The sequence below is a fragment of the Stenotrophomonas sp. NPDC077420 genome (genome assembly GCF_044543385.1).
Lineage (GTDB): Bacteria > Pseudomonadota > Gammaproteobacteria > Xanthomonadales > Xanthomonadaceae > Stenotrophomonas.
Genome location: NZ_JBITVZ010000005.1, coordinates 19,402 through 46,016 on the forward strand (window position 1 = coordinate 19,402; position 26,615 = coordinate 46,016).

Here is a 26,615-nt window from a genome sequence, read left to right on the forward strand (position 1 = left end):
AAAAGGAAAAACGGCGTGAAGGCATCAAGTATCATCACGCGTTGCTCCTCCCCCTGCCTGATCCGGAGAACCGTAGATGTCCTTGCGCGTTACGTTGTTTGCCTCCCTGCTGCTCAGTGCCCCCGTGGCCTTCGCCCAGGACACCACCGACCCGGCTGCGATGACCTCGCCCTGGAGCGGCAGCGGCGGCGAACTGGGCTTTGCGTCGGCACGCGGCAACAGCAACACCGAAAGCGCCAACGGCCGCCTGCGCCTGCGCTACACCGATGACGACTGGGTGCATAGCATGGACCTGTTCGGCCTGCGTTCGCGTTCGGAATACACCGAAACCAACGAGGTGGACGGCACCGTCACCAAGCGCAGCAACACCACCGCCAACCGTTACACCGGCAGCGCCGGCAGCGCGCTGCAGCTGGGCGAACACCGCCAGATCACCGCCACGGTGCGTTACGAGCGCGATGACTTCGCCACCTACGACCGCCAGAGCTCGTTCGGTCTGGGTTACGGCACCCGGCTGATGGACCGCGACCGCTTCTACATGGACGCGCAGATCGGTCCTGGTGTGCGCCGCACCCACAACACCGAAGACGATGAAACCCGCACCGGGCTGATCGGTCGTGGTCTGTTCGACGTGAAGTATTCGTTGACCCCCAACACCGACCTGATCAACACGCTGCTGGTGGAATCGGGCTCGTACAACACCTTCGGCCAGAACGACTTCGGCGTGTCGGTAAGCATGAACGAGCACCTCGCGCTGAAGGCGGCCTGGCAGGCGCGCTACAACAGCGACGTCGCCGAGGACAAGCGCAAGACCGATACGCTGACCACCATGAACGTGGTGTACAAGTTCAAATAATTCCTGCGCCGTGTGCCGACCAACGGTCGGCACCTACCCGCAACGCGAACGGTTGGCACCGACCGGCAATTCAACCGGCAGGTACCGACCATTGGTCGGTACGCCCCGGCAATTCAACCGGCAGGTACCGACCATTGGTCGGTACACCCCGGCAATTCAACCGGCAGGTACCGACCGTTGGTCGGTACCCCCCGGCAATTCAACCAGTAGGTACCGACCGTTGGTCGGTACGCCCCGGCGATTCAACCGGTAGGTACCGACCGTTGGTCGGTACACTCCATCAGACGGCAAGCAACTCACCGGCGCCGCCGTCCAGCAACCCCTGCGCCACCGCCTTCCCCAGCGCCTCCGGATCCCGTCCCGGTCCACGCGCTTCAGCGCGGACCAGGCGGCCGTCGGCGACGCCGCCGACCAGCCCCTGCAGGTACAGGTCCTCGCCTTCCCATTGCGCGTAGCCCGCCACCGGCACATGGCAGCTGCCATGCAGCGCCCGGTTCATGGCGCGCTCGGCTTCCACGCAGGCGCGCGTGCGCGCATCGTCGAGGGCGGCAAACAGCGCCACGACCCGGGCATCGTCGCCATTGCATTCGACGGTGACCGCGCCCTGGGCCGGTGCCGGCAACCAGTCCGGCGCGGTCAGCCGCGCCACGATGCGTTGCCCCAGCCCCAGCCGCTCCAGCCCGGCCACTGCCAGCACGATGGCGTCGTAGCCGCCGTTGTCGAGCTTGGCCAGGCGGGTGTTGACGTTGCCCCGCAGGTCCTGCAGCTCCAGGTCCGGGCGCAGCGCACGCAACTGGGCCTGGCGGCGCAGCGACGAGGTGCCCACCCGCGCCCCGATCGGCAGGGCGTCCACCGAGGCGTACAGGTTGGAGATGAAACCGTCGGCCGGGTCGTGCCGGGTGAGCATGGCCGGCAACGCGAACGGCGCATCCAGTTCCATGGGGACGTCCTTCAGCGAGTGCACCGCGCAATCGGCGTCGCCGCGCAGCATGGCCAGTTCCAGCTCCTTGAGGAACAGGCCCTTGCCGCCGATCGCCGCCAGCGAGCGGTCCAGCACTTCATCCCCGCGCGTGCTCATCGGCACCAGCACCACCTCCAGCCCGGGGTGGACCTGGCGCAGGCGGTCGGCAACGTGTTCGCTTTGCCACAGGGCAAGCGGGCTCTTTCGGGTGGCGATGCGCAGGGTATCCATGCGCCATTATCGCCGGAGGGAGCGTCACGACCAACGGTCGTGACCTACCGCCGCGCGTCAGGCATCGATGGCAGCGGCGGGCGGGCCGCCTCACGCATCAATGGCAGCGGCGGACGGGACACGTCACGCATCGATGGCAGCAGCGGGCGCGGTGGCAGCGGCGGACGAGCCGGTCACGCGTCCACGGCAACAGCGGGTAGGCCACGACCGTTGGTCGTGGCGCGCTTTACAGGTGTTTCAGGTCCTGCTTCAGGGTTGCCACGCAGCGGCGGCTGACTTCCAGCGGGGCCTTGCCATGACGCAGCACGGCCTGTACCTGGCCTGCGCCATTGCGTCGCAGCTCCACCAGCTCATGGCGGGCGATCAGGCAGTTGCGGTGGATGCGGACGAACCGGCTGGCGAACTCTTCCTCCAGCGACTTCAGCGACTCCTCGATCAGGTCCTCACCCCGTGCGTGGTGCACCACCACGTACTTTTCCTCGGCCTGCAGGTAGTGGATATCGTCGACCGGAATCAGCCGCAGGCTGCCACGCAGGCGGGCGCACAGCAGCGTGCGCGCCTGCTGGCTGGGCGCGGCAGGCTGGCCGTTGCGACCGGCCAGGAACGTGCGCGCACGTTCAAGCGCGGCCGCCAGGCGCTCACTGCGCACCGGCTTCATCAGGTAATCGATGGCGGCCGCCTCGAACGCAGACAGCGCGTGCGCGTCGTAGGCGGTGCAGAACACCACCGCCGGCCGCGGCTCGAACGTGGCCAGGTGGCGGGCCGCCTCCAGGCCGTCCAGTCCAGGCATGGCGATGTCCAGCAGCACCAGGTCCGGCTGCAGTTCGGCACAGGCGTGCAGGGCCTGTTCGCCATTCTCGGCCTCGGCCACCACCTCAACCCCGGGCTGCTCGGCCAGCAGGCTGCGCAGGCGCTCGCGGGCAAGCGGTTCGTCGTCGGCGATGACCACTCTCAAGCAGGCTTCCTCACTGGACGGGCACGAAGATGTCGCAGGCATAGTAGCCGTCGGCCCATGCCCCCGTCATCCGCGCGGCCGGGCCGAACCGCCATGCCAGCCGGTGTGCGATGTTGCGCTGCGCGTGACCGGCGCCCTGCATCAGCGGCAGGGCACGCGCCTCGGGGTCGGGCGCCGGATTGCGCACCCGCAGGTGCAGCTGGTTGCCTTCGCACGCCAGTGAAATGACGATGGCGCCACCGCCCGGCAGCCGTGAAACCCCATGCAGCACGGCGTTCTCCACCAACGGCTGCAGCACCAGCCGGGGCATCGGCAGCTGCATCGGCAGCGGCTCCTGGCGTTGCCATTCCACCTGCAGCCGCTCACCCAGCCGCAGCGATTCGATGGACAGGTATGCCTCGGCCAGCTCGCACTCGGCCTGCAGCGTGGAATCGCCTTCGCCCGCACCGAGCGCGGCCCGGAACAGGTCGGACAGGTCCAGCACCGCGCGCTCGGCCACCTCCGGATCGCGACGGACCAGGCTGGCGATCAGGTTCATGCTGTTGAACAGAAAGTGCGGGCGGATCCGCGCCTGCAGCGCATCGGCCTGCGCGCGTGCATTGGCCACGGTCTGCGCGCTCCAGCGGTCGCTCACGATGAAGTAGCGCAACGCCAGCGCCACGATCAACGCGGTCACCGTGGCGCAGCCCAGGGTGAAGCGCCAGAAGCCCACTTCCCCGGTGAAACCGCGCATGTCCAGCACCGCATACAACGCGTGCACGATACCGGTGCACGCCGCAGCGATCAGTGCCGCCATCGCCACCGCCACGGCCGCGCCGACCGCTTCAGGCAGCCGCGACAGCACGGTGCGCGCAGCGCACAGGCTGACCGTGACCGCCAGCGCCAGCCACAGCGCAAGGCCACTGGCCGACAGGAAGTCGGGCAGGCTCCACTGCCGGCTGCCATCGGGTGCCAGCGCAACCACCACCACCACCAGTTCGGCCAGGCCCAGCATCGCGCCCAGCCGGGGCAGGCGGCACAGCTCCGGCAACCAGGGTTGCTGGCGCGGGTCGTTCATGGCTCAGGCCGCAGCCAGGCGCGCGTCCAGCCAATCGCCCAGCGCCTGCAGTTCCTCGGCGCAGACCGCGTGGGCCATCGGGTAGGCATGCCACTGGATCGGGAAGCCGAGCGTCTTCAGCACGCCGGCGGTATCCACCGCGACCGCCAGCGGAATGACCGGGTCATGCTGGCCATGGGCCATGAACACCGGCGGCCGGATGCCGTCGGCCACGCGTGCGTCGGCAGCTGCCTGCAGGTCCGGCAGATAGGTGGACAGTGCGATCAGGCCGGCAATGGGCCGGGTCCAGCGCAATGCCGCGCTCAGGATGACCGCCCCGCCCTGCGAAAAACCGGCCAGCAGGATGCGCTTGGCGGGAATGCCACGGGCGATCTCCGCATCGACCAGCGCGCCCAGCGCCTGGACCGACGCAGCTACCCCATCCTTGTCCGCACGCGAACGGAAGTCCATGCCAAGGATGTCGTACCAGGCGCGCATGGGCACGCCGTTGTTGATGGTGATCGGCTGTACCGGGGCGTGCGGAAACACGAAGCGGATCGCAGGCCAATGCGGGCGCAGCAGTTCGGGCACGATCGGTGCGAAATCATGGCCATCGGCGCCCAGGCCATGCAGCCAGATCACGGCCCATTCCGGGTTGGCAGCGGTTTCGTTGACTACGGTTTCCAGCGGGTGCGACATCGTCCGGCTCCAGATCATTCCGGGCCATTATGGGGTAGATGTGCGCCGGATCAGTGCCCGGCGCGCTCGGCGGCGGCGCGACGCAGCTGCGCCGCGCGCACCAGGATGGTCGGCGGGCTGGTTTCTTCCGGTATTTCCATCAACCGCAGGCGGTGCAACAGCGCACCGGCGCGGCGGTCAGAGGTGAGCGCCACGACCGGAATGGCCAGCACCATGCCCACCACCACCGGTGCCATCCACGCAGCCAGCGACGGCGACACCGCATACGCCAGCACGCCCATGAACAGCCCGAACACGCTCAGCCCACCGTAGCCCTTGATCAGCGCCGGCCATGAAATGCCGCCGTCGTCGCGCTGCTGCGCATCCCAGCCCGAATCCTTGCCGGCCAGCACTTCAGCCACGCCGCGCGACTGCACGTACATCACCACCGGCGCCATCAGCGCCGCCAGTATGGTTTCCAGCAGCATGGACAACAGCGCGCGGATGCCGCCGCCGCAGCCACGGCGTTCGGTCGAATCCATCAACATGGCCAGGTAGCCCAGCACCTTGGGCAGCAGCAACACCGCCATGGTGATGGCGAACATGCGGATGACCTGGGTTTCGTCCTGCTGGCGCCAGTACACGCCGGGCGACAGATGCAGCACGTCGTTGAAGTCGATGCCCCCCTGGAACAGCGGGATGGCAATGCCGATCAGCATCAGCATCGCCCACATCGGCGCGGTGAAGTAATGCCCGATGCCGATCATCATGTGCATGCGGCTGACCCAGTGCAGGCCACGCGTCCCCACCACCTTGGCGTGCTGCAGGTTGCCCTGGCACCAGCGACGGTCGCGTACCAGCATGTCGGTCAGGGTTGGCGGACCTTCCTCATAGCTGCCCTTGAGATAGGGCACCATGTGGGTGGCCCAGCCCCCCCGACGCATCAGGGCCGCCTCGACGAAATCATGGCTCAGCACATGCCCGCCGAACGGCTGCCGGCCGGGCAGCGGCGGCAGGCCGGCGTTCCCGGCGAAGGCTTCGGTGCGGATCACCGCGTTGTGGCCCCAGTAATTGCTCTCGGCGCCGTGCCACCAGGCCACGCCGCGCCCGATTACCGGGCCGTACACGCGGCCGCCGAACTGCTGCATGCGCGCGAACAGGGTACGACCCCCGATCACCGCCGGAAGGGTCTGGATCAGCCCCACGTCGGGGTTGTGTTCCATGCCGGCGACCAGGCGCACGATGGTGTCGCCGGTCATCAGGCTGTCCGCGTCCAGGATCAGCATCTGCGGGTAGCCGCCGCCGAAGCGGCGCACCCAGTCGGCGATATTGCCGGCCTTGCGCCCACTGTTGTCGCCACGACGCCGGTAGAACAGGCGTGCGTGCCCATCCACCGCGTCGCACAACTCGGCGAACGCCTGCTCTTCGGCCGCACCGATGTCATCGCGACGGGTGTCGCTGAGCACGAAGAAGTCGAACTGCTCCAGCTGCCCGGTGCTGGCCACCGATTCGTAGATGGCCTGGAGGCCGGCCAGCAGCCGGCGCGGGTCTTCGTTGTAGGTGGGCATCAACAGCGCGGTGCGCGTATGCACCTGTGGCAGCGGCTCGTCCGGGTCGATCCCCAGCTTGTAGCCGCGGTCGAACACCGCGGTGAGAAACCCGGCCAAGGCGCCGGCAAACGACAGCGCGATCCAGGCGAACAGCGCCACGAACAGCAGCAGCAGGCAGCCCTCCAGGACGGTGACGCCATTGACCGCCAGCACCTTCCACATCATTGCCGTGGCCGCCACGGTCATCGCGGCGGTGCCGCCAAAGACATAGAAACGGCGCAGCGCGATCATGCGCGGCGCGGTGCGCTGGCGCGCCACCTGCAGCCGACCGTCGGTGAAGCTCTGCTCCGGCATGCCCAGCGGGGTTTCGGCAGGCAGCACGGAACGTCCGGCATCCAGCACCGCATTGACGTGCTGCACACTCATGCGTGGCTATCCTGCGCGCCGGTCAAGGCCGGCTGGCGGTGGATCGTCCCGATCCTGGCGCGCACAAGGGCACGGTTGGGTCCTGCCACGGCGCGGCCACGGGCGGCGCCCTGCTGATGTGTGTGACTACCCGAACCCACGAACTCTCCACGGCGCTAAGGCGAAAAATGCGGCTCAGCATAGGGGGCCAAATGTAAGCCGGGTGCGAAGGGCCTTTCCCCGCATTCTCCCCATTCAGGAATCAGTATGGGGGCGGGAGATTTCTTCAATCGATCCAAACGGCGCCGCGCCCTGTGGCGCTAAGGCCGCGCATTCAGTCTTGCTCGGCCTGGGCCGCTGTCACACTGTGCGGCGGCCTCCCGGCCCGCCCTGCGGTCGGGCCTGCGACATCCGGTCAAATGCGCAAACGGGTGCAGGCGACGGCGAACCGCGGGTGGAGGCGCGGTGGCCGGCAGGCGGCTGTTACGGGGTGCGCGGGGCAATATCCGGCGCAACCGGCGCCCGTGCCAGCGCGCGGGAGCCGGCCTGGGAAAACTGGAGCTGGGCAAGCAGATGCTGGGCCTGGGTGGCCACCGGACACGGCAGGATGCGCGGACCCGCTTCGGGCCGCTGCGGCAACGTTACGACGCTCGACATGTTCTCTATCTCGTTCCTTCCAATATGCCGCAGGACCCCCCGCCCCACGGAATGCGCACCCTATAGGAAATCGTGGACGGATGTGTGACGAGGCCACGGCCGCGCAGCAGGCTGCTAGCATGCGGGCCTGCCCTTGGGAGCCCGCATGGCCGCACTGCACCGACTCGCCTTTCTCGACGCCTTGCGCGGCCTTGCCGCGATCTATGTGGTGCTCTTCCATGTCATGGCCATGCCGGCACCGACCCTGCCGGCCGGGCCGGTGTCTGGCGCCGTGCTTGCCGCCGGCGGCACCGGCGTGGCGTTGTTCTTCGTCATCAGTGCGTTTTCGCTGTGCTACACCATGCCCCGCCACCAGGCATCGGGCACGCCCCTGCTGAGCTTTTACCTGCACCGGGTGTTCCGCATCGCGCCGTTGTTTCTGGTGCTGCTGCTGTTCTCGATCTGGCGCGACGGCCGCGGCAGCCATGCCGGTCATCCGCCTGGCGAGATCCTGGCCAACCTGACCTTCACCTTCAATCTGTTCCGTGGCTGGGAGCAGGGCATTGTCTGGGCCAGCTGGGCCGTTGGCGTGGAGATGCTGTTCTATGCGGTGTTTCCGTTGCTGTACCGGGTGGTGACCACGCCGATGCGCGCGCTCATTGCGGCCCTGCTGGCCACCGCCGCCATGCTGCTCGCCCATGCCGGCGTATTCGGCGACACCGGCCGCGCTGCAACCGGCGACTATGGCCTGCTGCGCCACCTGCCGGTGTTTGCCTACGGACTGTTGGCTTACCACGTGTTCTCGTGGCTGCATGACGAACAGGCGGACCGTCGCGGCGCCCTCGGCATGGTAGTGCTGCTGGCGGCGACGGTGCTGTGGATCGCCGTGGTGGTGACATCGGCGCAGGACCGCATTGCATCCGGCCCGGCCTGGATGCTGTTCGGGCTGAGCTATGCGGTGCTGCTGGTGGCGCTGTCGCGCGTGCACCTGGCGGTCATCGTGAACCGCGCCACGCGCTACCTGGGCCAGGTCAGCTATTCGCTGTACCTCATCCACCCGATCGTGATCGCCGTGCTGATCCCGGTGTTCCGCCGCCTTCAAGCTGCGGTGCCGCATCCCGATCTGGCCTACCTGGCCTGCGCGCTGCTCACCCTCGCCGTTGCACTGCCGCTGGCCCACCTTGGATTCCGCCTGGTGGAAACGCCAGGGATCCGTGCCGGCCACCGTGTTCTGGCCATGATCAGCGCGCGCGCTGCCGTGCGTTCAACGGCCTGAGTGATACCCCTTGCCGCGTCAGAAAACTGGCGCAAAACGATATGCAGCGTCTATCATGTAACCGTTTACACAACCCGCAAGTGGATATGGACTCCAACATCGCCTCATCGCACAGCCCCAAGTGGCAGTTTCGTTTCGATTTCTTCAACGCCCACGGCGCGCCCAACACGCCGACCTTCAAGGCGGCCTACAAGGCACTGCCGTTCGGCCAGAAGATCAAGGTCAACTTCAACTTCTTCGCGCTGTTCTTCGGCTGCATCTACCTGTTCATCCTGGGCATGTGGCGCAAGGCACTGACCATCCTCGGGCTGACCCTGGTCCTGGGCGTGGTGCTGGCCTTCCTGCCAGATCCGATCGGCCGCGGCCTGGCCGCCGCGTGGTCGTTGTTCATCGCGCTGACCACCAATTACAACTACTACCTGGAACAGGTGAAGGGCGACACCAGCTGGAACCCGTTCAAGGGCATGCGCTGGTAACCGGCACAAGGCACTGACAAGAAAAAACCCGGTCGATGACCGGGTTTTTTCGTGCGCGCAGCCGGGACGTCAGTGTCCGCCGGGCTGCGGCCGCCCCAAGCGCTCCACCAGGGTCTGGCTGGCGGCGTTCAACCCGATCACCTCCACGTGCGCGCCATGTGTGCGCAGCTTGTGCTGCACCCGTTCCAATGCGCCCACCGCACTGAGATCCCAGAAGTGTGCATCGGTGAGGTCGATCACCACCCGGGCGGGCACCCGCTGGTAATCGATGCTTTCGGCAAACTGGCCGGCCGAGGCGAAGAACACCTGGCCGCGCACCCGGTAGGTGCGCACGCCATCGGCACCGGTGCTGTCCTCGACGCGCATCAGGCGGCCGACCTTGCGCGCGAAGAACAGTGCCGACAGCAGCACACCGGTCAACACGCCCTTGGCCAGGTCATGGGTGGCCACGGTCACCACCACCGTGGCCAGCATCACCGCTGACGAACTCTTCGGGTGCAGGCGGAATTCGGCGAACGAGCGCCAGTGGAAGGTGCCGATGCTGACCATGATCATCACCGCCACCAGGGCCGCCATCGGAATCTGCCGTACCCACGGCGCGCCATACACCACCAGCAGCAACAGCAGCACGCCGGCGACCAGGCACGACAGCCGGCCGCGGCCGCCGGACGACACATTGATCACCGACTGCCCGATCATCGCGCAGCCGCCCATGCCGCCGAACAACCCGGCAGTGATGTTGGCCAGGCCCTGCCCCGCGCACTCGCGGTTGCGCTGGCTGGGGGTGTCGGTCATGTCCTCGACGATCTGCGCGGTCATCATCGATTCGAGCAGGCCCACCACGGCCAGCGTTGCCGACACCGGCAGCAGGATCTCCAGCGTTGCCCAGGTCAAGGGCACGTCCGGGAACAGGAACGTCGGCAGGCTGTCGGGCAGCGCGCCCATGTCGCCCACGGTACGGATGTCCCAGTGCAGGCCGATCGACAGGGCGGTCAGCACTACGATCGCCACCAGCGCCGAAGGCACCGCCCGGGTCAGCCGCGGCAGCAGGTAGATGATCGCCAGGCCTGCGGCGCAGACCGCCCACACCTGCCAGGAACGACCGATCAGCTCGGGCATCTGGGCCAGGAAGATCAGGATCGCCAGCGCGTTGACGAATCCGGTGATCACCGAGCGCGAAACGAAGCGCATCAGCGCACCGAGTTTCAGCGCGCCGGCAACAATCTGCAACAGCCCGGCCAGGATAGTGGCGGCGAGCAGGTACTGCAGGCCATGGTCCTTGACCAGATCGACCATCACCAGCGCCATCGCACCGGTCGCCGCCGAGATCATGCCCGGCCGCCCACCGGCGATGGCGGTGACCACCGCGATGCAGAAGGAGGCGTACAGGCCGACCTTGGGGTCGACCCCGGCAATGATGGAGAACGCGATGGCTTCCGGAATCAGCGCCAACGCGACCACGGTGCCCGACAACAGGTCACCGCGGATGTTGCCGAGCCATTGCTGGCGCAGCGGATAGGAAATGGGCATGGGAGGGGCGCGGCATGAAGGTCGGCGGCTCGCAGGATACCCTACCTGCGGCGCGGTCAGGGCCCGCCGAACATGCCCCGCACGCTGCGCAGCAGTTCGTGGACACTGAACGGTTTGGGCAGCAGCGACATGCCTTCACCGAGGAACTCATCGCGTACCGCGGCACTTTCGGTGTAGCCGGTGATGAACAGCACCGGCAGCGCCGGTCGCAGCGCGCGCGCGGCATCGGCCAGCTCACGGCCGCTCATGCCCGGCAGGCCGACATCCGACAGCAGCAGGTGGACCTCCCGCGCCGAATGCAGTTCCAGCAGGGCCTGCTGGGCATTGATGGCCTCGACCACCTGGTACCCGGATTCGACCAGCATCTCGCGCACCATCATGCGCACCGAGTCGGTGTCGTCCACCAGCAGGATGCGCTCGGCCTCCCCGCGCTGGAGCTGGACCGGATCGGCCTGCGGCTCCGCCGCCGGCTGCCGGCCCTCCGGCAGCAGCAGCTCGACCTCGGTCCCCTCGCCCGGTTCGCTGGCAATGCGGGCGCTGCCGCCGGACTGGCGCGCGAAGCCGTAGGTCATCGACAGGCCCAGGCCGGTGCCTTCCCCCTGCGGCTTGGTGGTGAAGAAGGGCTCGAACACCTTGGAGCGCAGCTCCAGCGGAATGCCGCTGCCGTTGTCGATCACCTTGACGCTGATGTAGGGGCCCGGGGCCAGCTCGTGGTCCCGGTCGATGTGCACCCGGCCGGCCCGCAGCCGGATCAGGCCGTGCCCGGCCAGCGCGTCACGCGCGTTGATGACCAGGTTGAGCATGACATTCTCGAACTGGTTGGAATCGGCCACCGCCACCAGCGGTTCCGTGCCCAGCTCCAGCTCCAGCTCGATGTTCTCGCCGATCGAGCGGCGCAGCATGTCTTCCAGCGAGTGGGCCCGCGCGACCACATCGAAGGGCTGCGGGTCCAGCGGCTGCTTGCGTGCGAAGGCCAGCATGCGCTGGGTCAGCCCGGCCGCGCGGTGCGCCGATGCCGTGGCGATGTCGACGTAGCGGCTGACCTTGTCCCACTTGCCGCTGTCAGCGGCCATTTCGATCATGTCCAGGCCGGAGATGATGGTGGTCAGCAGGTTGTTGAAGTCGTGTGCGATGCCGCCCGTCAGCTGTCCCAGCGAGTCCATCTTCTGGGCCTGCATCAGCTCCATTTCGGTGCGCTCGCGCTCGGCGATCTGGAACGCCAGTTCGCTGTTGGCGCTTTCCAGTTCCTGGCGCTGTTCCAGCTCCCGCACATGCCGCTCGGTGATGTCCTCCACCAGCACCAGGCCCAGGCCCGGTGCGCTGTAGGGCGTGACCCGCCACTCGGTCATGCGCCGACTGCCCTGCAGCTGCAGGGCGAACGTGCCGTGCCAGCGCTCGCCTTCGGCCAGCGCTACTTTCATCGCGCTCATCGGCCCGACCTGGTGCTCGAGCAGCGACTCGATGGTGCCTGCAGCATTGCCCTCGCCCAGCAACCGCTTGAAGGCGTCATTGGCTTCGTGCACCTGCAGCTGGGCATCCAGCACGCCGATCGGTGCGTAGATCTGGCGGAAGATCTCGCCGAAGCGCGCCTCGGCTTCACCCAGCGCCTCTTCCGCACGGCGCGCGCGCAGCAGGCTGCGCAGCGTCGCCAGCAGCACGTCCGGGTCGACCGGATGCACCAGGTAGGCATCGGCACCGGCGTTGAGCCCGGTGATCAGGTCGCCGGTGGCGATCGATGCTGCCGAGACGTGCACCACCGGCAGCAGCTGCATGCGCGGCTCCTCGCGCAACTGCCGCACGACATCGAAGCCGCTCATGTCGGGCAGGTTGACGTCCAGCACCAGCGCGCCGAAATCCTCCGACCTCAGCCGGACCAGTCCTTCGCCGCCCGTTCCCGCCTCTTCCACCCGGAACCCGTGGTGCTCCAGCACCCGGCGAACCGCGTAGCGGGTGGCCGCGTTGTCATCGACCACCAGGATCCGGTCACGCGTTGGCATCGGCGGTCTCCGCGGCGAGCTTGAGCGGCAAGGTCACATGGAAATCCGAACCGACCCCCAGCTCGCTGGTCACGCCGACATCGCCACCCAGCAGCTCGGCGAACCGCTTGCACAGCGACAAGCCCAGGCCGGTGCCGCGCAGGCGCTTCTGCAGCGGCGTGTCGACCTGGACGAAATCCTCGAACAGGGTCGACAACAGGTCCTGCGGGATGCCGATGCCGGTATCGCGCACGCTGAACCGCACCGACTGATCGTCGACCAGGCAGGCCGACACCACCACCTGACCGTTCGGGGTGAACTTGAGCGCGTTGGAAATGAAGTTGCGCAGGATCTGCGCCAGCTTCTTGTCGTCGGTGTACAGCATCGGCAGGGCCGGCGGATCCTCGAACACCAGGTCGACCTGGTTGCCTTCGATCAACGGGCGGAACATGCCGCGCAGGGCCGAGAACAGGTCCATCAGGTCGAACCAGGCCGGGGAAATGGTGATCCGCCCGGCTTCGATCTTGGCCAGGTCCAGCAGGTCGTCCACCATTTCGCGCAGCTCGCTGGCCGAGCCGCTGATGAAGCGCACCTGGCGGCGCTGCTCGTCGTTCAACGGCCCGTCCAGGCCATCTTCAAGCAGGCGGGTCATGCTCAGGATCGACCCCAGCGGCGTACGGAACTCGTGGCTCATGTAGGACAGGAACCGGCTCTTGAGTTCGGACACCTCGCGCAGCTGTTCAGCCTGCTGGTCCAGTTCGGCGTACAGGGCAAGCACGCCCTGGTTGGTTTCCTCCAGTTCGGCGCGCAGCGCGTCGGCCTGCGCGCGCAGCTGCTGGAGTTCCTGTTCGGGGGCAACGTCGTTCAATGCAGGTCTCCGAGCCGCAGGGCAATGATGCTGGTGTCGTCGCGGCCACGATCGAAGTCGCGCTGCAACACCGCCACGACCAGCGCCGGGTGGCGGTGGAACAGGCCGGGGTAGTCGCGCAGGGTCCAGCGCGACTGCAGTCCATCACTGTGCATGAGCAGCAGCGTGCCTGCCGCCGCGTGAAAATGGAATGGTTGTGCCTTGCGGAACTGCACCCCGACGATGCCGGGGTGAGAGGCCATGCCACGGGTCGTCGTAGGCTCGCACAGGGTCGCCGCGATGTTGCCGATACCCGCAAAGTCCACCGCCCCGGTGGCCGCATCGACCCGGGCCACGGCGGCCGCGCCGCCCCGGGTACCGGACATGCCTGCGTGCAACGCGGTAATCACGTCCGCCGCAGGGGCGGCACCGCGCTGGGTGGCCGCTGCCGTGCCGGCCTGCGCAGCATCCGCTGCCGGCAGCCCATGCCCCAGACCGTCGATCAGGGTCACCCCCACCGACTGCGCGTCCGCGCGCAGGTGCCAGGCGTCGCCGCAGGCGTCTTCGTGGTGCATGGCCAGCCGCAGCGCACCGTAGGGCACATCCACGTCGCGCGCGGCACGGCTCGGGTAGATCCGGACGACCACCACGCAGCCCTTGTGGTCGGACCACACCTCGAGCACGCCGGCCTGGCGCTGGATGGCACCCAGCCCAAGGCCCTGCGTCCCACCGGTGGAGTAACCGTCGGGCAGCGCCTGGGCCAGCGAAAAGCCCGGCCCGGCATCCAGCGTCACCAGCTCGATGCCCTCGCCGCCGCGGCCGCACACCACCGACAGGTACATGCGTCCGCCGCGCCCGTGCTTGATCACATTGGTGGCCAGCTCGGTGGCGGCCAGGGCCACGCGGCCGGCGTCCATGGCATCGAATCCGATGCCGTCGGCCATGCCAAGCGCTTCGCGTCGGGCCTGGCCCACCTGCGAGACTTCTTCAACGGCCACGACCCGGGTGACGCGGCCGGAGAAATTCAGATCCATTTGGTGATGGCAACCCGCGTGCCCTTGCCGGGTGCACTGTCCAGTTCGAATTCATCCACCAGCCGCCGCGAACCGGACAGGCCCAGGCCCATGCCACTGCCCGAGGACCAGCCATCGGTCAGCGCCTGGGCGGTATCGGGAATGCCCGGGCCATTGTCGGAGAAGACCAGGCGCAGGCCACGGCGCAGCCCCGATTCCACCACGTCCCACTCCATGCTGCCGCCACCGCCATAGATGACCGCGTTGCGGGCCAGCTCACTGGCAGCGGTGACCAGTTTGGTCTGGTCGATCAGGCGCAGCTTGCAGGCCACGGCCGCCTGGCGGGCGGCTTGGCGCGCCAGCACCACGTCCTGTTCGACCAGGATGGGGAGCGACCCCTGCACGGCAGTCATGGCGCGTCTTCGTCGTTGCGCTGCTGCAGCAGCTTCATGCCGCGCTCGACATTGAGCGCGGTCTGCACACCGGTCAGGGTCAGGCCCAGCTCCACCAGCGTGATCGCCACGGCCGGCTGCATGCCAACCACCACCGTTGTGGCATCCATGATGCGGGCCAGTGCGGAGATGGTGGAAATCATGCGGCCGATGAACGAATCGACGATGTCCAGCGCCGAGATGTCGATCAGCACGCCGCGCGCGGAGGTGTTCTGGATGCGCTCGCTCAGGTCGTCCTGCAGGGTCAGCGCAAGCTGGTCATGCATGTCCACCTGGATGGTCACCAGGAGCAGATCGCCCATCTGCAGGATCGGGATGCGATCCATTTCAGACGGCGGCCTTGGTGACCATCTGGCCGGTGCGCTTGAGCGCCAGTGCCAGTGCGTCGGCCAGGTTGGCCTTGGTGACGATGCCCTGCAGGTCCAGGCCCAGGTGGACGATGGTCTGCGCGATCTGCGGCCGCACGCCGCTGATGATCGCGTCGGCGCCCATCAGGCGGATGGCGGTCACCGTCTTGAGCAGGTGCTGGGCCACCAGCGTGTCCACGGTGGGAACGCCGGTGATGTCGATGATGGCGATTTCCGACCCGGTATCGACGATCCGCTGCAGCAGCGACTCCATCACCACCTGGGTGCGCTGCGAATCCAGCGTGCCGATCATCGGCAGCGCCAGCACGCCTTCCCACAGCTTCACCACCGGGGTGGACAGTTCCAGCATTTCTTCCTGCTGGCGCTGGATCACGTCCTCGCGGGTCTTCTGGTACACCTTGACGCTGTGCAGGCCCAGGCCGTCGATCAGTTCGGAGATTGCCCACAGCTGGTCGCCGAGCGCCTGGGGATCGCTGGCGAGGTGCTGCTGGGCCAGCTCGAACAGCGGCCGCTTGAGCGAGAACAGGAAGCTGGCGGTTTCCGACGAGGTGAAGCCCTTGAGCACGCGTTCACGCGAAAGCTGCTCGAGGTAATGCCGAAGCTCCTGCCATTCGCTGCCGGCCACGCCGGTACCGGAGGTGGACAGGGCGGCCTGGAACAGGCGCCAGAACTCGCGCACCTGAGCGTCGACCTCGCGGGCGGACAAGCGGCTGTCCTGGCTTTGCCCGGTAGCGGCCAGCTGTTCCACCCACTGCGCCACGACGGCGTCCTGGTGGCTGCGGATGAGGTCGATCGTGCGCTGCTGCAAAGCCGCCATGGGGTGGTTTCCTGCTGGGAAGGTGGGAAAGCCCCGCCACGAGGACGTGACGGGGCCTGGGTTTCACCTGAGCTTAAATGAATTCAGGTAGACGGACCATCACGACACCCCATGCCGCGTGAAGGCCAGGCGCACAACCCTGACTTGTTCAGCTATCGACGCTGCACCTGCGTTTCGTTGCGGTCTTTGGCGGACCTCCGCCGCCGCACCGCCAGCAGCTGCCCTGCCACTGCCGTGATGAGGATCAGCGAATTGGTTACCACGAACACGACCGATCCCAGCAACGCGCTATACGCGATGAACAATACCGAGGCGGTGATCTGGCCAACGAACAGCCAGGTGGAGACGCCTTCCATCGAACCGGCCTGGTGCTGCTTGACGATCTGCCTGACCAGCGTGGCGATCAGCACCACCGTCGCCGCCCACCCCAGCAGGTCGGCCGGCTGCTCCATTACTCCGGCACCAGCTGCGAGGGTCGCAGCGGCCCGCCCGCACCCAGTACCTCGCGCTCCAGCGCGCGCAGGAAACTGCTGAAGCCGTGCGGCGCGCGGGCGCTGCGGCGGGCGCTGGTGGCCACCACCGGCCGGGCCAGCCAGGCGATACGGGCACCGCTGCCGGTCAGCGCTTCGACCAGGGCGACGTCCTCGCCGGTGCTGAGCGCGGGAAAACCGCCGACGGCGCGGTACGCCGCCGCGCTCAGGCCCAGGTTGGCGCCGTGCACATGCCGGTGACCGTCCTGCGTGGCCTCGCGCCGCGAGAATGCACGGCGCACCCCATCGGGGTAATCGAGCCAGTCGGTGACCTCGACCACGCCACAGAACGCGTCGGCGCCGCAGCCCAGCTGCCGCCACAGCCAGTCCGGCGGCACTTCGGTGTCGGCGTCGGTGCTGGCGATCCAGCGCGCCCCGCGCGCCAGCGCATGCTCGGCCGCCGCCGCGCGCGCGGTACCCACGCAGCGCGCAGCCACTTCAAGCGTGACCGCACCGTGCGTGGCGCAGACGGCAGCGGTGCCGTCGGTACAGGCGTCCAGCGCCACCACGGTCAGCACGGCTTCGCCATCCAGCCGGGGATCGGCAGCGGCAACGGCGATGGATGCCAGGCAGCGTCCTATCGCATGCGCTTCGTCGTGGGCGGGAACGATGACCGCGATCATCGCAGCCCTTCCCAGCGCGCAACGCTGATCGGGCCGGTGCTCCAGCCCTGCAGCAGCATGTCGGCGTCCTGGTAACAGAACGCCTCTTCCAGCCCGCGCGCGAAGGCGCGGTGCACCTGTGCGGCCGAAGTGAGCGCCTCGGCGAACGGATGCACCCAGTGGCACGCCAGCAGCAGGCCGCCGTCGGCCAGGCTGCCGCGCAGCTGTGCCGCCATGCTCACCACCTCCTGCGGGGCCAGGTAATAGCCCACTTCGCTGACCACGATCAGATCGAAGCGTCCCGTCGGCCATTGGGCAGGATGACAGGCCTGCTCGAGCCGCACGTTGGCATGCGCCTGCGTCGACACGGACGCATCGGCCAGCGCCGCGGCGCTCAGGTCGGTACCCAGCAGCGCATCGCAGCGCTCTGCAAGTGCAGCGGTGAGCACACCGTTGGAACAGCCCAGTTCCCAGGCATTGTGATAGCGCTGGTGGGGCAGGCAGGCCAGGGTGAGGGCCCGCTTGCGCGCTTCGTACCAGCGATTGCGGTACTGGAAGGGATCGGGACGCTCATAGAGCTGCTCGAAGTAGGCGGCGGTGTTCATCCGATCAGGACCTCGAAGGGGCGACGGAACCGGTCCAGCACGTGGCCGGGCAAGACCGGCTCACGGTCCAGCCCGTCCACCGCACCGGTCTGCGTGGCAAAGGCCGCCATCGCACGCTGCTTGCGCGCCTGGGCGTCCGCATCCAGCGCGATGCGCTGGGCGCGCGGCCAGGGGCCGGCCGATGTTGACGGATCCAGCCAGTGCCAGGCCCAAACCGGGTACTGCAGGAATCGCGCCCCTGCGTTGGCGGCCGCCACGCGTGCGGCGCGGCCGGCCGCTTCGTGGTCGGGGTGGGCGTCGTTGACCCATGGCGCAATGACTACGTCGCGGGGCGACAGGCGTGCCACCAGATGGGCGGCCAGCTGGGCTTCATGCGCGGCGATCGCCCCGTCCGGCAGGCCAAGCGCGCTGACGTGGGTCGCGTCCATGCCCAGTTCCTTCAGGGCGCTGGCCAGTTCGCGCCGCCGGGCATCGCGCAGTCGTGCCGCTGGCCACTGCGGGTGGTCGGGATAACAGGCTTCGCCATCGCTGACCGACACCACATGCACGCTGCAGCCCTTGGCCAGCGCTGCCTGCATCAGCCCGCCGCAGCCCAGCACCTCGTCGTCCGGGTGTGGCGAAACCACCACCAGGCACCGGGCATCGCGCAGCACGGCGTCGGCCTCGACCAGCGGCAACCGGGCCAGCCAAGCGCAGGCCTGCCACGCCGATTCGGGCGTGCCGCGGCCCTCGATGCGCACGGTTACAGGGTCCATGGCCCCTCCTGGCGCTGGACCGCCCGCCCCAGGTCGGCCCAGTCGCGATCCGCGTGGCTCTGGCGGATGAACACGGTGAGATCGGCCCAGCGCTGGGCGTGGCCCGGGTCCAGGCACATGGGGGCAGGTCCCAGTGCGCGCCCGACCGCATCCAGCACCTGCGTGCAGGTACGCTCCACCACGCTTCGCGCCCGTATGACGTCGAAGCGATGCGGCTGCGCGGGCATCGCATCGATCCACGCGGCCAGTTCACGCAGCACGGCCGCAGACGACTGCAGCGCCATGTCCACCTGGCCCAGCAACGCCGCCGCCTGGGCATCGTCTTCCACGCGCGCCGAGCGCTGCAGCGGAGACGCCAGGGCCACTGCGGCGCCATACCAGCACGCGGCAATGCCGGCACCGCCATGCCAGAAGCCGGGTCGCGACAGGTAGGCGCCGGGCGCCCCCACCGGTGCGGCCTGTACCTGGTCAAACTGCACCATGCCGCTGGGAATGCCGCGCATGCCGGTTGCATGCCAGCTCTGTGGCTGCAGCAGCACGCCCGGTGCATCGGTGCGCAGGCAGACCAGCCGCGATCCGTCCCCGCAGCGTGCGGTGACCAGGGCCACATCGACCAGCCCCGCACCCGAGCACCATGGCTTGGCGCCACTGACGGTGCCGGTCTCCTCGTCGTAGCAGAGCGTGGCCTGCGGGCCTTCCGCCGCCCACACCGCGGCAAGCGTTCCGTCACCCAGCGCGCGCTGGTCCAGGTCGGCCAGGATCGCCTGGGCGTCGTAGTGCGCCTCCATCACCTTCGCCACGCACAGGTCGCGACCGGCAATGGCCGCCAGCGCGCGCCAACGCTCCAGCGTGTGCCCGCGTCCGGGCAGCGGAAGCGTGGGCTGGCGGGCCAGCACCTCGCGTGCCGCCGACGCCAGCGCCGGCGCGGCATGTTCGGAAATCTGATCCATGGAGAAAGCGGGCGACCGTGGTCTTCGGGCAGGTCCATCAAGGGATACCGCGCGCGACGTGGCCACACGGTGACTGTGATGTGTCCGCGCCGTGCAGCGGCTGCGGACGCCGCCGTCACCTGGGCCGGCCCAAGCTGAAAACCTCCCGCTCCAAGCTAGAGGCCGCCCATGAACTCCCCTGACACCAACCCGCTGGAAGGCAAGGACGACCAGCAGAAGGCGCATACGCCGGAAAAACTTCGCAACGACGAGGCGAAGTGGAAGGACAAGGACATGCCCGAGCAGGACACCACCGCCACGCCGCAGGACTACGAACGCCCGACGCCCTGACCGGCCGCTCCGACCCCGTTTCCTCACGGAACGGGGTCACTGATATGCGAAGCTATATGCGCGAGCCTCGAACCGCGGCGTGGTTACCACGCCCGGTGCACGGGGCCTGCGGTGTTTCAGCAGTATCTTTTGCCAACGGTACCCGATGGGGGTCAACGAATGTCGTCCTGGAAAGTGAGTGAACCCGCGTTGGATCTCAACAGTTGTGCAAGAGAGCCGATTCGTACGCCGGGCGCCATTCAACCGTATGGCGTGCTGCTCGTCCTGGACCCTGCAAGCCTTCATGTCAAAGAGCGCGCACTGTCGCACCCTGGGTTGATCGAACGCTTCGGCGACCCGCTGGGCCAGCCGGTGGAAGGGGTGCTGGGCGGCACGCTGGCCGCCTGCCGGCCGGTCATCGAGGCCTTGGCGCCCGACAGCTCACAGTTCCTCGGGTCCCATCCGGTCGGTGACTACGGCCGGCACCACGTGCTCGCCCATCGGCACGGCAACGACCTGATCATCGAGCTCGAGGCGCCGGTCGCCGGTGAACCGGGATCGCTGGAAGACCTGTACCCGGCAATCCGTCGCTTCATGGGCGCCATCGAGCGGGTCGGCAGTACCCAGGACCTCTGCGAGCTGGCCGCGGTGCAGATCCGCGAGCTCACCGGCTTCGACCGCACCCTGGTGTACCAGTTCGACAAGGACTGGAACGGCGCGGTGGTGGCCGAGGATGGCAGCGGCGTGCTGCCCAGCTATCTCGACCTGCGCTTTCCCGAATCGGACATTCCCGCGCAGGCCCGCGAACTGTACCGGCAGAACCGCGTCCGCCTGATCGCCGACAGCGATTACCAGGCCGTTCCACTGGTGCGCGAGGCCGCCCACGCCGATGCGCCGCCTACCGACCTCTCGCCTTCGATGCTGCGCAGTGTCTCGCCGGTGCACCTGCAGTACATGCGCAACATGGGCACGGGCGCATCGATGTCGGTATCGCTGCTGCGCGAGGGTGAGTTGTGGGGGTTGATTTCCTGCCACAACCAGGCGCCCAAGCGGGTGCCTTACCACGTGCGCACCGCCTGCGAGTTCATTGGCCAGATCCTGTCGCTGCAGATCTCGCTGAAGGAACGCGCGGCCATGGTCGAAGAGCGCATCGCCCGCCGCGCATTCCAGGTCCGCCTGCTGGGTCGCATGGCCGGCGACCAGGATTTCATGGCCGCCCTGGGACGCGACCAGCAGAGCCTGCTGGCGCTGACCCAGTCCGCCGGCGCGGCGATCGTGCATCGCGGCGAATGCATCCTGCACGGTGAATGCCCGACCGAGCAGCAGGTGATGTCGGTGGTGCAGTGGCTGGCCGCGCAGCAGCATGACAGCGATCTGGTCTGTACCGACCGGTTGCCGCTGGACTGGGCACCCGCCGAGGCCTTCGCCGATGTCGCCAGCGGCGTGCTGGCCATTTCCATTTCCCAGATCCACGACAGCTACGTGCTCTGGTTCCGTCCCGAAGTGGTCCGCACCGTGCGCTGGGGCGGCGACCCGCGAAAGGAGGACACCGGCCTGCCGCTGTCACCGCGCACGTCGTTCGAAGGCTGGAAGGAAACGGTGCAACGCCAGTCCCTGCCCTGGAACGACGTGGACCGCGACGCCGCGCTGGAACTGCGCACCGCCATCGTCGACATCGTGCTGCGCAAGGCAGAGGAACTGGCCGCACTCAACGAACAGCTCCTGCGCAGCAACAAGGAACTGGAAGCCTTCTCGTATTCGGTCAGCCACGACCTGCGCGCGCCGTTCCGGCATATCGTGGGGTATTCGGAGCTGCTGTGGGCATCGGCCGGCGAGAGACTAAACGATTCAGAAAAGAGATTTCTCGACACCATCGTCGAATCGGCACAATCGGCGGGCACGCTGGTTGACGACCTGCTCAGTTTCTCGCAGATGGGCAGGTCCACGATGGGTCAGATCGCAATGGACATGACCGCCCTGGTCGAGGACGTCCGCCACAAACTGGACATGGAGTACGACGGCCGCAGCATCCGCTGGGTGATACCGCATCTGCCGCGCGTTCAGGCAGACCCGGGCATGCTGCGCCTGGTCTGGCAGAACCTGCTGTCCAACGCGATCAAGTTCACCCGCGATACGCCCGACCCGCTCATTGAAGTCGGCTGCTACCGCACCGATACCGAGCACGTGTTCTATGTGCAGGACAACGGCTGCGGCTTCGACATGCGCTACGTGGACAAGCTCTTCGGCGTATTCCAGCGCCTGCACCATGCCGACGAGTACGAAGGTACCGGCATCGGCCTGGCCAACGTGCACCGCATCATCACCCGCCACGGCGGCAGGACCTGGGCGGAAGGCGAGGTAGGCGCGGGCGCCAGATTCTATTTCAGCATTCCCTTTGCTAGTGGAGACAAAGTATGAGAGATCTGCGGCCGATTCTGCTCGTGGAAGACAATCCGAAGGACGCTGAGCTGACGATGGCTGCACTAGCCCGTTGCCAGCTGCTGAACGATGTCACCCATGTGCGGGACGGTGTGGAAGCGCTGGAGTACCTGCGGGCGGAAGGCCGGTACGAGGGCGCCATGCACGGGGGACCGGTGGTGGTCCTGCTGGACCTGAAACTGCCCAAGCTCAACGGGCTGGAAGTACTGCGCGAGATCCGCACCGATGCGGCGATCAGCAGCACGCCGGTGGTGATGCTCACCTCTTCGCGCGAGGAACAGGACCTTATCCGCAGTTACGAACTGGGGGTAAACGCGTTCGTGGTCAAGCCGGTCGACTTCAAGGAATTCCTGGAAGCCATCCAGGGCCTGGGCATGTTCTGGGGCATCACCAACCAACCGCCGCCGCACGGCACGCTGTTTGGCGCCAAGAGTCGAAAAGATGGCTGACGATGCAAGCGGCAGGTCGATCCGCATCCTGATGGTGGAAGACAGCGCGCTGGATGCGGAGCTGATCACCCTGCAGCTCAGCCGCGCCGGCCTGCCGTTCACGGTCGAGCGAACCTGGTCGGACCAGGGCATGCGCGATGCACTGGGAACGCAGCAGTTCGACGTGATCCTGGCCGACCATGTGCTGCCCGGCTTCAGTGGCGACCTGGCCCTGCTCGTGGCAGGCGAGCTGGCGCCCGAAGTGCCTTTCATCTTCGTCTCCGGCACCTTGACCGAAGAGTTGGCGGTGGAAGCGCTCAAGCGCGGCGCGCGCGATTACGTGGTCAAGTCGCGCCTGCAGCGACTGCCCGAAGCCGTGCTGCGCGCGATCAAGGAAGCCCAGGAGCGCCGCCGCCTGCGCCGGGTGGAGAGCGAACTGCAGGAAAGCAGCCAGCGCCTGCGCCTGATCACCGATTCGCTGCCGGCCCTGATTGCGTACCTGGACCGCGGCCATCATTACCGCTTTGCCAACCAGGCATACGTGGAATGGCATGGCCTGGCCCCGGAAGACGTGGTCGGGCTGCATGCCCGCGACCTGGTCGGGGACGACGGCTTCCAGCTGCTGCAGGAACACTTCGACAAGGTACTGACCGGCCAGAAGGTCAGCTTCGAGGCGCTCACCCACCGCCGCGCGGGCGCCCCGCGCCACGCGCAGGTCGACTTCGTCCCCGAGCTGGATGCCGACGGTTCGGTCATGGGCTACTACGCCATGGCCCGCGACATCACCGAGCTCAAGGACGCCCAGGCGCTGCTGAAAGCGAGCAACGAATCGCTGGAGCGGCAGGTAAGCGAACGCACCTCCGCCCTGCACCGCAGCGAAAGCCGGCTGCAGGCATTGTTCGAGTCCAGTTTCCAGCATCAGAACCTGCTGACCCTGGACGGCCGCATCATCGACACCAATTCCGCTTCGCTGGCCGCCATCCTGGCCAGCAAGGACGAGGTGCGGGACGCCGTGTACTGTGAGTCGGCCTGGTTCGCCGATACCGACGGCGTGCCGGCCATCGTCTGCCAGGCCGTGCTCGAGGCGGCCGCCGGCAATGCGTCCCGCCACGAACTGCAACTGCGCCTGCCGACCGGCGTGCGCACCTTCGAATTTTCGTTCCGGCCGCTGCTTGACCACCAGGGCGCGATCACCGCGGTGGTGTCCGAAGCGGTCGAAACCACCGCGCGCCGCCAGGCCGAAGAAGCCCTGCGCCAGAGCCAGAAGATCGAGGCGGTCGGGCAGCTCACCGGCGGGATCGCGCACGATTTCAACAACATCCTGACCGTGATCGCCGGCAACGTCGAATACGCAAAGCTCCTCACCGACCGGCTGGGCGATGCCGCCGGCAATTCGGCGCGCGCGCTGGACAACGCACTCAAGGGCGTGATGCGTGCGGCCAACGTGACCCAGCGCCTGCTCGCCTTCTCGCGCCGCCAGCCGCTCAAGAGCGTGCCGGTGGACCTCAACCTGCAGCTGCGCGACATGCAGGACATGCTGCGGCGCGCGCTTGGCGACCTGGTGCAGCTGGAAGTGGTGCACAGCCCGGACCTGTGGTGCGTGGAGATCGACCCCAGCCAGCTGGAAGCGTCGGTGCTCAACCTCGCGGTCAACGCCCGCGATGCGATGCCGCATGGCGGCCGACTGACCATCGAGGTCGACAACGCCCACCTGGACGAGGACTTCACCACCCAGAACCCCGACGTGCCCGCTGGCCAGTACGTGATGCTGCGCGTGCGCGACAACGGCGAGGGCATGTCGGCCGAGGTGATGGCGCGGGTGTTCGAGCCCTTCTACACCACCAAGGAAGTCGGCCGCGGCACCGGGCTGGGCCTGTCCATGGTGTATGGCTTTGCCAAGCAGTCCGGCGGCCATGTGGTGCTGGACTCGGTGGTCGGTGTCGGCACCTCGATCACCCTGCTGTTTCCGCGGTCGACCGCCGCGCTGCCGAGCCAGCCGCTCGCCGAGGGATCGGCGCTGGGTGGCTACGAAGCACAGGACGAAGCCACCGTACTGGTGGCCGAGGACAACGACGACGTGCGCGCCTACACCGTGGACACGCTTCGGCAACTGGGCTACCGGGTGCTGGAAGCGCACGATGGCGCGTCGGCGATGCGCCTGCTGGAACGTACCGACGTCGAGGTCGACCTGCTGTTCTCGGACATCGTGATGCCGGGCATGTCCGGTTGGGAGCTGGCCCGTCGTGCGTTGGCGCACCAGCCGGGACTGCGCGTGCTGTTCACCTCCGGGTATCCGCGCGATATCGACGCCAGCGGCGCGGTCGGCCGGAACGTCGCCATCCTGTCCAAGCCGTTCACCCGTAGCGACCTGGCCGGATCGATCCGACAGTCGCTGCAGGAGTTGCCCCGCAGCTGAGCGGGGCGGTCCGCAGTGACGTAACGCTGGCCGCACACGGCAAGCGCTACGCTGCGGCCACCCTCCCCTCGTGCCGGCCGCCATGACGCCCCTCGACAAACCGCTGCGCCGCGAAGTCCGGATCGGCGACGAAAGCTACACGCTCACGGTGGATCCGGAAGGCTTGAAGCTGGTCCGCAAAGGCCACCGCAAGGGATTGGACCTGCGCTGGGAAGCACTGGTGAACGGCGATGCAGCGCTGGCAACCGCGCTGCAGGCGTCGCTGGAAACGCCGTGAGCCTCAGCGTTCCTGTGACACGGGATCGGCCAACGGGCGGTCGCTGATCTGGTAACGGGTGCTGCGCCCGCCTCCCGGCAGGCGCCGCAGGCATCCCAGTTCCACCAGTTCCGCCAGGTGCCGCGACGCGGTTGCGCGCGACACCTTGGCCACCGCCTGATACTGGCTGCTGTTGATTCCGCCTTCGAATCCGCGTTCGCCGTCATCAAGCAGGCGGTTGAGGACCGTCATCTGCGCTGCAGACAGCACCAGCTGGCGATGCTGCCGCCAGAACCGCGCCTTGGCGAGCACCGCATCGATGCGATGGATCGCCTGCACCAGGCTGTGCTGCAGGGTGGCCAGGAACCACTCCAGCCAGGCGGTGATGTCCAGATCGCCCTTCTGAGCGGCCTCAAGCACCCGGTAGTAGCCGGCCCGGTCGTGCAGGATGCTCGCCGACAGTGCGTGGAACCGGATCACCTGCGGCTGGGCCTGCGCCAGCGCCAGATCGGTCACCGCGCGGCTGAGGCGACCATTGCCATCGTCGAAGGGATGCAGGGTGATCAACCAGAAGTGCGCGATGCCTGCCCGCAGCAGCGGATCGAGGGTTGCGTCATCCCGGCTCGCGGCGAACCACGCCATGAAGGCCTCCACCTGTGCGTCCAGGCCCTCCCGGGGCGGCGCCTCGAAGTGGACCGTGGGCCGATCGATGCGCCCCGAGACAACCTGCATGGGCTCGGTGCCCCGCAAGGCTCCAACCCGGATCCGGGACGGAAGAAAGCTGTCATCGGCGGGGAACAACCAGCGGTGCCATTGGAGCAGGCGTGCCAGGTCCAGCGGTTGGTCGTGCTGGCTGATGGCGTCCAGGGTCAGGTCGGCAAGGCCCTCGCTGCGCGCGCTGATCGCCACCGGTGCATCCATGCCAAGGCGTCGTGCAAGCGAAGCGCGTACCGAGGCTACGTTCAAGCGCTCGCCCTCGATCGCCGATGAAGTGATGACACTGGCCAGCAGCGTGTCGAGCGCGTCGTCGGCGCGCTCAGGCTCGCTTTCGGCGCTGGCCAATCCGATCAGGTGACCCTGCGCCTGCACGCAGGCCCGAAGCAGTGACGCCAGCGACGCCTGCTCCCAGCGGAACGTGGGCCAATCCGGTCGCTGCCAGATCCACGTCGTCGGCATGTCCCTCCACCCCATTTCGGCTTATTGAGGCGATTAAACCACCTATTCACCTCATCGAGTGAGGCGGATAACGCGAGTATTCGCCT

27 protein-coding genes are annotated in these 26,615 nt (G+C 67.6%); 8 read left to right on the forward strand and 19 right to left on the reverse strand.

Annotation, left to right across the window (positions count from 1 at the left end):
• The first annotated feature begins 76 nt into the window (after window positions 1-76).
• Window positions 77-856, forward strand: coding sequence for a YdiY family protein (locus ACIGII_RS06555; RefSeq protein WP_399635827.1), 780 nt, complete (start codon window positions 77-79; stop codon window positions 854-856).
• Between the two features lie 280 nt (window positions 857-1,136).
• Here ACIGII_RS06555 and hemC read toward each other — a convergent pair whose 3' ends face one another.
• From hemC to ACIGII_RS06585, 6 genes are all read right to left on the reverse strand, one after another.
• Window positions 1,137-2,048 (reverse strand): hydroxymethylbilane synthase, encoded by a 912-nt coding sequence (hemC, locus tag ACIGII_RS06560; protein ID WP_399635830.1) that lies wholly within the window; start codon window positions 2,046-2,048, stop codon window positions 1,137-1,139.
• Between the two features lie 226 nt (window positions 2,049-2,274).
• Complete coding sequence (locus ACIGII_RS06565) at window positions 2,275-3,003, reverse strand: LytR/AlgR family response regulator transcription factor (RefSeq protein ID WP_399635833.1); 729 nt, start codon at window positions 3,001-3,003, stop codon at window positions 2,275-2,277.
• Between the two features lie 10 nt (window positions 3,004-3,013).
• Complete coding sequence (locus ACIGII_RS06570; RefSeq protein ID WP_399635835.1) at window positions 3,014-4,060, reverse strand: sensor histidine kinase; 1,047 nt, start codon at window positions 4,058-4,060, stop codon at window positions 3,014-3,016.
• 3 nt (window positions 4,061-4,063) lie between these two features.
• Window positions 4,064-4,738: an alpha/beta hydrolase gene (locus ACIGII_RS06575; RefSeq protein ID WP_399635838.1), complete on the reverse strand. Its 675-nt coding sequence runs from the start codon at window positions 4,736-4,738 to the stop codon at window positions 4,064-4,066.
• A gap of 50 nt (window positions 4,739-4,788) precedes the next feature.
• On the reverse strand, window positions 4,789-6,693 hold the full coding sequence (gene mdoH, locus ACIGII_RS06580; RefSeq protein WP_399635841.1) for a glucans biosynthesis glucosyltransferase MdoH: 1,905 nt from the start codon (window positions 6,691-6,693) through the stop codon (window positions 4,789-4,791).
• Window positions 6,694-7,155: 462 nt separating this feature from the next.
• Entirely contained in the window at window positions 7,156-7,329 is a 174-nt protein-coding gene (locus ACIGII_RS06585; RefSeq protein ID WP_399635845.1) for a hypothetical protein, read from the reverse strand.
• A 145-nt stretch (window positions 7,330-7,474) separates the two neighbouring features.
• Between ACIGII_RS06585 and ACIGII_RS06590 the strand changes: the two genes are divergently transcribed.
• A complete protein-coding gene (locus tag ACIGII_RS06590) occupies window positions 7,475-8,584 on the forward strand; it encodes an acyltransferase family protein (protein ID WP_399635848.1) in 1,110 nt (369 codons plus the stop codon).
• 86 nt (window positions 8,585-8,670) lie between these two features.
• Window positions 8,671-9,060 (forward strand): DUF2628 domain-containing protein, encoded by a 390-nt coding sequence (locus tag ACIGII_RS06595; RefSeq protein WP_145479098.1) that lies wholly within the window; start codon window positions 8,671-8,673, stop codon window positions 9,058-9,060.
• 69 nt (window positions 9,061-9,129) lie between these two features.
• Here the strand turns inward: ACIGII_RS06595 and ACIGII_RS06600 are convergent, their stop codons facing one another.
• The 12 genes from ACIGII_RS06600 to ACIGII_RS06655 form a co-directional block, all read right to left on the reverse strand.
• A complete protein-coding gene (locus ACIGII_RS06600) occupies window positions 9,130-10,590 on the reverse strand; it encodes a SulP family inorganic anion transporter (protein WP_399635850.1) in 1,461 nt (486 codons plus the stop codon).
• Between the two features lie 56 nt (window positions 10,591-10,646).
• Complete coding sequence (locus ACIGII_RS06605; RefSeq protein WP_399635852.1) at window positions 10,647-12,587, reverse strand: response regulator; 1,941 nt, start codon at window positions 12,585-12,587, stop codon at window positions 10,647-10,649.
• Window positions 12,574-13,434 carry a sensor histidine kinase gene (locus tag ACIGII_RS06610; RefSeq protein ID WP_399635854.1) on the reverse strand — a complete coding sequence of 287 codons (861 nt, stop codon included), beginning with the start codon at window positions 13,432-13,434 and terminating at the stop codon, window positions 12,574-12,576. Before ACIGII_RS06610 ends, ACIGII_RS06605 begins: the two co-directional genes overlap by 14 nt.
• Complete coding sequence (locus tag ACIGII_RS06615) at window positions 13,431-14,447, reverse strand: ATP-binding protein (protein ID WP_399635856.1); 1,017 nt, start codon at window positions 14,445-14,447, stop codon at window positions 13,431-13,433. The genes ACIGII_RS06610 and ACIGII_RS06615 overlap by 4 nt, the downstream gene beginning before the upstream one ends.
• Complete coding sequence (locus ACIGII_RS06620) at window positions 14,438-14,839, reverse strand: ATP-binding protein (RefSeq protein WP_399635858.1); 402 nt, start codon at window positions 14,837-14,839, stop codon at window positions 14,438-14,440. The genes ACIGII_RS06615 and ACIGII_RS06620 overlap by 10 nt, the downstream gene beginning before the upstream one ends.
• Window positions 14,836-15,204, reverse strand: coding sequence for an STAS domain-containing protein (locus ACIGII_RS06625; RefSeq protein WP_399635860.1), 369 nt, complete (start codon window positions 15,202-15,204; stop codon window positions 14,836-14,838). Before ACIGII_RS06625 ends, ACIGII_RS06620 begins: the two co-directional genes overlap by 4 nt.
• Before the next feature lies 1 nt (window position 15,205).
• Complete coding sequence (locus ACIGII_RS06630) at window positions 15,206-16,063, reverse strand: STAS domain-containing protein (RefSeq protein ID WP_399635862.1); 858 nt, start codon at window positions 16,061-16,063, stop codon at window positions 15,206-15,208.
• A 152-nt stretch (window positions 16,064-16,215) separates the two neighbouring features.
• Window positions 16,216-16,515, reverse strand: a complete 300-nt coding sequence (locus ACIGII_RS06635) for a PQ-loop domain-containing transporter (protein WP_399635865.1) — start codon at window positions 16,513-16,515, stop codon at window positions 16,216-16,218.
• Complete coding sequence (locus ACIGII_RS06640) at window positions 16,515-17,216, reverse strand: glycosyltransferase (RefSeq protein WP_399635867.1); 702 nt, start codon at window positions 17,214-17,216, stop codon at window positions 16,515-16,517. Before ACIGII_RS06640 ends, ACIGII_RS06635 begins: the two co-directional genes overlap by 1 nt.
• Entirely contained in the window at window positions 17,213-17,800 is a 588-nt protein-coding gene (locus ACIGII_RS06645; protein ID WP_399635870.1) for a methyltransferase, read from the reverse strand. The genes ACIGII_RS06640 and ACIGII_RS06645 overlap by 4 nt, the downstream gene beginning before the upstream one ends.
• Window positions 17,797-18,555: a PIG-L deacetylase family protein gene (locus tag ACIGII_RS06650; RefSeq protein ID WP_399635872.1), complete on the reverse strand. Its 759-nt coding sequence runs from the start codon at window positions 18,553-18,555 to the stop codon at window positions 17,797-17,799. Before ACIGII_RS06650 ends, ACIGII_RS06645 begins: the two co-directional genes overlap by 4 nt.
• The gene (locus ACIGII_RS06655; protein WP_399635875.1) at window positions 18,543-19,505 is read right to left on the reverse strand and encodes an acyl-CoA dehydrogenase family protein; all 963 of its coding nucleotides are present in this window, start codon (window positions 19,503-19,505) and stop codon (window positions 18,543-18,545) included. Before ACIGII_RS06655 ends, ACIGII_RS06650 begins: the two co-directional genes overlap by 13 nt.
• Before the next feature lie 168 nt (window positions 19,506-19,673).
• On the opposite strand from ACIGII_RS06655, the gene ACIGII_RS06660 reads away from it, so the two are divergent.
• The 5 genes from ACIGII_RS06660 (at window position 19,674) to ACIGII_RS06680 (ending at window position 25,374) form a co-directional block, all read left to right on the forward strand.
• A complete protein-coding gene (locus ACIGII_RS06660) occupies window positions 19,674-19,835 on the forward strand; it encodes a hypothetical protein (protein WP_399635876.1) in 162 nt (53 codons plus the stop codon).
• 159 nt (window positions 19,836-19,994) lie between these two features.
• Entirely contained in the window at window positions 19,995-22,232 is a 2,238-nt protein-coding gene (locus ACIGII_RS06665) for an ATP-binding protein (protein ID WP_399635879.1), read from the forward strand.
• Window positions 22,229-22,702 carry a response regulator gene (locus tag ACIGII_RS06670; protein WP_399635881.1) on the forward strand — a complete coding sequence of 158 codons (474 nt, stop codon included), beginning with the start codon at window positions 22,229-22,231 and terminating at the stop codon, window positions 22,700-22,702. Before ACIGII_RS06665 ends, ACIGII_RS06670 begins: the two co-directional genes overlap by 4 nt.
• The gene (locus ACIGII_RS06675; RefSeq protein WP_399635883.1) at window positions 22,695-25,097 is read left to right on the forward strand and encodes a PAS domain-containing protein; all 2,403 of its coding nucleotides are present in this window, start codon (window positions 22,695-22,697) and stop codon (window positions 25,095-25,097) included. Before ACIGII_RS06670 ends, ACIGII_RS06675 begins: the two co-directional genes overlap by 8 nt.
• Window positions 25,098-25,179: 82 nt before the next feature.
• On the forward strand, window positions 25,180-25,374 hold the full coding sequence (locus tag ACIGII_RS06680) for a hypothetical protein (RefSeq protein ID WP_399635884.1): 195 nt from the start codon (window positions 25,180-25,182) through the stop codon (window positions 25,372-25,374).
• Between the two features lie 3 nt (window positions 25,375-25,377).
• Here the strand turns inward: ACIGII_RS06680 and ACIGII_RS06685 are convergent, their stop codons facing one another.
• Window positions 25,378-26,529 carry a Fic family protein gene (locus ACIGII_RS06685; RefSeq protein WP_399635887.1) on the reverse strand — a complete coding sequence of 384 codons (1,152 nt, stop codon included), beginning with the start codon at window positions 26,527-26,529 and terminating at the stop codon, window positions 25,378-25,380.
• Window positions 26,530-26,615 lie beyond the last annotated feature (86 nt).

What these genes read in the sequence shown, in the direction of transcription:
- ACIGII_RS06680 (WP_399635884.1), top strand. Translation starts at nt 25,180, where the DNA reads ATGACGCCCCTCGACAAACCGCTGCGCCGCGAAGTCCGGATCGGCGAC.
- ACIGII_RS06590 (WP_399635848.1), top strand. Translation starts at nt 7,475, where the DNA reads ATGGCCGCACTGCACCGACTCGCCTTTCTCGACGCCTTGCGCGGCCTT.
- ACIGII_RS06640 (WP_399635867.1), bottom strand. Translation starts at nt 17,216, where the DNA reads ATGATCGCGGTCATCGTTCCCGCCCACGACGAAGCGCATGCGATAGGA.
- ACIGII_RS06635 (WP_399635865.1), bottom strand. Translation starts at nt 16,515, where the DNA reads ATGGAGCAGCCGGCCGACCTGCTGGGGTGGGCGGCGACGGTGGTGCTG.
- ACIGII_RS06575 (WP_399635838.1), bottom strand. Translation starts at nt 4,738, where the DNA reads ATGTCGCACCCGCTGGAAACCGTAGTCAACGAAACCGCTGCCAACCCG.
- ACIGII_RS06615 (WP_399635856.1), bottom strand. Translation starts at nt 14,447, where the DNA reads ATGGATCTGAATTTCTCCGGCCGCGTCACCCGGGTCGTGGCCGTTGAA.
- ACIGII_RS06645 (WP_399635870.1), bottom strand. Translation starts at nt 17,800, where the DNA reads ATGAACACCGCCGCCTACTTCGAGCAGCTCTATGAGCGTCCCGATCCC.
- ACIGII_RS06570 (WP_399635835.1), bottom strand. Translation starts at nt 4,060, where the DNA reads ATGAACGACCCGCGCCAGCAACCCTGGTTGCCGGAGCTGTGCCGCCTG.
- ACIGII_RS06660 (WP_399635876.1), top strand. Translation starts at nt 19,674, where the DNA reads ATGAACTCCCCTGACACCAACCCGCTGGAAGGCAAGGACGACCAGCAG.
- ACIGII_RS06655 (WP_399635875.1), bottom strand. Translation starts at nt 19,505, where the DNA reads ATGGATCAGATTTCCGAACATGCCGCGCCGGCGCTGGCGTCGGCGGCA.
- ACIGII_RS06675 (WP_399635883.1), top strand. Translation starts at nt 22,695, where the DNA reads ATGGCTGACGATGCAAGCGGCAGGTCGATCCGCATCCTGATGGTGGAA.
- ACIGII_RS06555 (WP_399635827.1), top strand. Translation starts at nt 77, where the DNA reads ATGTCCTTGCGCGTTACGTTGTTTGCCTCCCTGCTGCTCAGTGCCCCC.
- ACIGII_RS06630 (WP_399635862.1), bottom strand. Translation starts at nt 16,063, where the DNA reads ATGGCGGCTTTGCAGCAGCGCACGATCGACCTCATCCGCAGCCACCAG.
- mdoH (WP_399635841.1), bottom strand. Translation starts at nt 6,693, where the DNA reads ATGAGTGTGCAGCACGTCAATGCGGTGCTGGATGCCGGACGTTCCGTG.
- ACIGII_RS06600 (WP_399635850.1), bottom strand. Translation starts at nt 10,590, where the DNA reads ATGCCCATTTCCTATCCGCTGCGCCAGCAATGGCTCGGCAACATCCGC.
- ACIGII_RS06585 (WP_399635845.1), bottom strand. Translation starts at nt 7,329, where the DNA reads ATGTCGAGCGTCGTAACGTTGCCGCAGCGGCCCGAAGCGGGTCCGCGC.
- ACIGII_RS06595 (WP_145479098.1), top strand. Translation starts at nt 8,671, where the DNA reads ATGGACTCCAACATCGCCTCATCGCACAGCCCCAAGTGGCAGTTTCGT.
- ACIGII_RS06685 (WP_399635887.1), bottom strand. Translation starts at nt 26,529, where the DNA reads ATGCCGACGACGTGGATCTGGCAGCGACCGGATTGGCCCACGTTCCGC.
- ACIGII_RS06620 (WP_399635858.1), bottom strand. Translation starts at nt 14,839, where the DNA reads ATGACTGCCGTGCAGGGGTCGCTCCCCATCCTGGTCGAACAGGACGTG.
- ACIGII_RS06650 (WP_399635872.1), bottom strand. Translation starts at nt 18,555, where the DNA reads ATGGACCCTGTAACCGTGCGCATCGAGGGCCGCGGCACGCCCGAATCG.
- hemC (WP_399635830.1), bottom strand. Translation starts at nt 2,048, where the DNA reads ATGGATACCCTGCGCATCGCCACCCGAAAGAGCCCGCTTGCCCTGTGG.
- ACIGII_RS06670 (WP_399635881.1), top strand. Translation starts at nt 22,229, where the DNA reads ATGAGAGATCTGCGGCCGATTCTGCTCGTGGAAGACAATCCGAAGGAC.
- ACIGII_RS06605 (WP_399635852.1), bottom strand. Translation starts at nt 12,587, where the DNA reads ATGCCAACGCGTGACCGGATCCTGGTGGTCGATGACAACGCGGCCACC.
- ACIGII_RS06665 (WP_399635879.1), top strand. Translation starts at nt 19,995, where the DNA reads ATGTCGTCCTGGAAAGTGAGTGAACCCGCGTTGGATCTCAACAGTTGT.
- ACIGII_RS06625 (WP_399635860.1), bottom strand. Translation starts at nt 15,204, where the DNA reads ATGGATCGCATCCCGATCCTGCAGATGGGCGATCTGCTCCTGGTGACC.